At 64.4% G+C, this 4,061-nt stretch carries 3 protein-coding genes; all 3 read left to right on the forward strand.

Features of this window, described 5'->3' with window-relative positions; all coding sequences use genetic code 11:
* Positions 1-17: 17 nt before the first annotated feature.
* Positions 18-1,067, forward strand: a complete 1,050-nt coding sequence (locus tag AAF481_20225) for a cytochrome bc complex cytochrome b subunit (GenBank protein MEM7483493.1) — start codon at positions 18-20, stop codon at positions 1,065-1,067.
* A gap of 68 nt (positions 1,068-1,135) precedes the next feature.
* Complete coding sequence (locus AAF481_20230) at positions 1,136-2,782, forward strand: multiheme c-type cytochrome (GenBank protein MEM7483494.1); 1,647 nt, start codon at positions 1,136-1,138, stop codon at positions 2,780-2,782.
* Between the two features lie 126 nt (positions 2,783-2,908).
* Positions 2,909-4,061, forward strand: a 1,153-nt coding sequence (locus AAF481_20235) for a molybdopterin-dependent oxidoreductase (GenBank protein MEM7483495.1), incomplete at its 3' end; no start/stop codon positions are given.

Raw genomic sequence — 4,061 nt, forward strand, 5'->3', positions numbered from 1 at the left:
AGAAGAAGGCCTGAGCGATGCCCAACGCAGCCCAATGGGTCCAGGAGCGCCTGCCGGTTTCCGGCGACCAGCTACGCGAGCTGACCAACGAGCCGGTGCCCTACCACCTGAAGCGCTGGTGGTTCGCCCTCGGCGGCACCCCGGCCTACCTCTTCGTGGTGCAGATCATCACCGGCATCCTGCTCGCCTTCTACTACGAAGCGGCCGCCGCCTCGGCCTACGACTCGGTGCGTTACATCACCGAGGAAGCGGCCTTCGGCTGGTACATCCGCAGCGTCCACAAATGGGCCGCCACCCTGATGATCGCGGCGGTGATCCTGCACCAGATGCGGGTCTACTTCACCGGCGCCTACCGTAAGCCGCGCGAAATCAACTGGATGGTGGGTATGTTGCTGCTCATCTGCACCCTGATGACCGGCTTCACCGGCTACAGCCTGGTCTACGAGCAGCTGAGCTTCTGGGGCGCCACGGTAGGGGCCAACATCGCCGACACCGTGCCGTACATCGGCGGCTTCATCAAAAACATGATGCTCGCCGGCGAGACCTACAACGAGCACACTCTGTCGCGCTTCTTCGTTCTCCACGCGGCGGTGCTGCCCGCCACGATGGTGCTGCTGATCGCCATCCACATCATGATCATCCGCCTGCAGGGCATCACTGAGTTTCAGTTCGAGGACGAGAAAGTCGGCCCGAAGAAGACCTTCAACTTCTTCCCCGACCACCTCTACACCGAGCTGATGATCGGCCTCCTGCTGATGATCGTCCTGAGCGCCTTGGCGACGATCTTCCCCGCCACCATGGGACCGCCGGCCGATCCGCTCGTCACCCCGGAAGTGATCAAGCCGGAGTGGTTCTTCTACGTGGCCTTCCGCTGGCTCAAGCTGTTCACCGGCACGGCGGCGGTGCTCAGCATGGGCTTCATCGTCTTCACCATGTTTGCCTGGCCCTTTATCGACGACTGGATCCGCCGCAAGACCCGCTTCCAAGAAGCCAGCGTGTGGATCGGCATCGCCGGAGTCTTCGCCATCGTCGCCCTGACGATCTGGGAAGCGGTCGTCAGACATTGATCCGTTACAGACATTGATCCGTTGCAGACAGTGAGCCATCGCGCCAGAAACAGTCACGAGGACCTGACATGACACTCGAAACCAAGCGTCTGATCATCGCCGCCCTCGGCGGGCTGTTCCTGCTCTCCCTGGTCTTCGTCCAATGGATGGAGACGGCCCGCAAGGCCGAAGAGGCGGGTCTCCGAGAGGCCCATGTCGCAGTGCCGGCGAGCTCCAAAGCCTGCGTCGACTGCCACGTGCAGGCCAACCCGGGGATCGTCGACCATTGGCAGGGCTCGACCCACGCCGAGAAGGGTGTCGCCTGCGTCGAATGCCATCAGGCGGCGGAGAAAGATGCCGACGCCTTCCCTCACTACGGCGTCACCATCGCGACCATCGTCACGCCGCGCGACTGCTCGCGCTGCCACACCAAGGAGGGCGAGCAATTCGCCGCCAGCCACCACGCCGCCGGTGGCAATATTCTGGCTTCGCTCGACAACTTCCTGGCCGAGACAGTGGAAGGGGCGCGGATGAACTTCAATCCCCACTCGCCGACCCCGGGCAAGGCGGTGGAGAGCGTCAACGGCTTTGCCAGCGCCTTCTCCGGCTGCCAGCAGTGCCATGGCTCGAAGGTGGCCCTGCAGTCGACCGACGGCGAGATGATCACCGTCGACGATCTGGCACCCGATGCCGATGGCCTTCCCACCAACCTCGACGCAGTGGGCAAGATCGTCCGCAACGACAACGGCCGGCCCCTGTTCCACCCCGGCACCTGGCCCAACACCGGCATCGGCCGCCTCAACCTCGACGGCTCGCGCGGCTCCTGCTCCGCTTGCCACAGCCGCCACGACTTCTCGCCCCGGCGCGCCCGCCAGCCGGAGAACTGCGGTAAGTGCCATCTCGGCCCCGACCACCCGCAGAAGGAGATCTTCGAGGAATCCAAGCACGGCGTCGCCTACCGCGACCTGAAGGACGATTTGAATCTCGACGGCGAAACCTGGGTCCTGGGGCAGGACTACTCCGCCGCCCCGACCTGCGCCACTTGTCACATGTCTGGCCACCTGCGCAACGGCGGCGAAGTGACCCACGATCCCGGCGAGCGCATCTCGTGGACCAACCGGCCGCCGGTCAGCCTGGTGATGGACACTGACATCCACCACGCCATCGTCAAGGAGACTGATCCCGACAAGCGCCGCGCCTTGATCTACGACTCAGCCGAGAACAAGCGCGACCGCATGAAGCAGGTCTGCTCGCACTGCCATACGCCGGATTACATCAACGCCTTCTACACCCAATACGACGACCTGGTGATTCTCTACAACGAGAAGTTCGCCAAGCCCGGCCAGGCGATCATGGCCGCCCTGGTCAACGAAGGGCTGCGCACCTCGACCCAATTCGACGAAGAGATCGAATGGACCTGGTTCTACCTCTGGCACCACGAGGGCCGGCGGGCACGCCACGGCGCCTCGATGATGGCGCCCGACTACACCCACTGGCACGGCATGTACGAAGTCGCTGAGCGCTTCTACATGGAGCTCATCCCGCAAGCGCTCGAAATGGCCGACCACGCCGCCGAGACCGGCAAGCGAGCCCAGGCCCGTGCCGTGCGCACGGTGGTCGCCGACATCCTCGCCCGTCCCGAGCATGCCTGGTTCGAAGGCGGCGCCGAGGGTGAGATGGCAAAGATCCGGGCGGAGATGGAGAAACGCTACGGGCAAGGGAAAGACGGGCCGTGAGGGCCGCTGGCAAACGACGACGCCCGGGATTGAAATCCCGGGCTACGAAGTAACGCCCCGAAGGGGCGAAAACGTCCCGCAGGGACGACAGAACGTAGCCTGGGGTTGCAACCCCAGGAGGTAACCATGCAACGACGCAACTTTCTCAAGATCCTCGCCGCGACCCCCGGTATCGCCGCCTTCTCCTGCGCCGACCGCGAGGAGGCCGAGCGCCTTGCCGATGATCGGAGCCCGCTCTCTGACGCCGATCTCACCTGGCACAAAGCGCCCTGCCGCTACTGCGGCACCGGTTGCGGGGTCGAAGCCGGAGTGCGCGACGGTAAAGTGATGGCCGTGCGGGGCGACGAAGCCAGCCCGGTCAACCGCGGCTTGCTGTGCGTCAAGGGGTATCACCTGCCCGCCTTCCTCTACGGTGAGGACCGGCTGCTCTACCCCCAACTGCGCGACGGCGACGGTTGGAAGCGCATCTCCTGGGACGAGGCCCTCGACCTCATCGCCAGCAAATACCAGGAGGCCCTCGACCAACACGGACCCGAATCGGTAGCGATCTACGGCTCGGGCCAGTGGACGGTGTTCGACGGCTACGCCGCCTCCAAGTGGTTCCGCGGCGGCCTGCGGTCGAACAACGTCGAGCCCAACGCCCGCCTGTGCATGGCCTCGGCGGTGACTGGCTTCATGACCCAATTTCAGTCCGACGAGCCCATGGGCTGTTACGAGGACTTCGAGGCCGGCGACGATTTCATCCTCTGGGGCAACAACATGGCGGAGATGCACCCGGTGCTCTTCAGCCGCATCCTGGAGACTAAACGCCAGCGCCCCGGCACCCGTCTCGTCGACATCGCCACCCGCCGCACGCCTTCGTCCGACTACGCCGACCTCTACGTCGAATTCATCCCGGGTAGCGATCTGGCCTTGGCCAACGGCATCCTCCACCTTCTGGTGCAGAACGGCAAAGTCGACCAGCGGTTCGTCGAAGAGAACGTCGTCTTCAAACGCGGCATCGAGGACCTCGACCAGATCGGCTACGGCTGCTACGGCGACAACGCCGAGCGCTACACCTTCAAAGACAAGGGGCGCGACGCGTCCTTCGCCGAGCTCGAGCGTTTCCTGGCCGACTACACACCGGCCAACGTCAGCAAGATCTCCGGGGTGCCCGAAGGCCAGATCCGCTCCCTGGCCGAGATCTACGGCGATTCCGACCGCGGCACCGTCAGCCTGTGGTGCATGGGCGTCAACCAGCACGTGCGTGGCACCTGGATGAACAACCTGATCACCGATC

The sequence above is a fragment of the Acidobacteriota bacterium genome (assembly GCA_039030395.1).
Taxonomy (GTDB): domain Bacteria; phylum Acidobacteriota; class Thermoanaerobaculia; order Multivoradales; family JBCCEF01; genus JBCCEF01.

Bases quoted from the DNA above. Each gene is read 5' to 3' on its own strand.
- AAF481_20225 (MEM7483493.1), top strand. From the start codon at position 18: ATGCCCAACGCAGCCCAATGGGTCCAGGAGCGCCTGCCGGTTTCCGGC.
- AAF481_20230 (MEM7483494.1), top strand. From the start codon at position 1,136: ATGACACTCGAAACCAAGCGTCTGATCATCGCCGCCCTCGGCGGGCTG.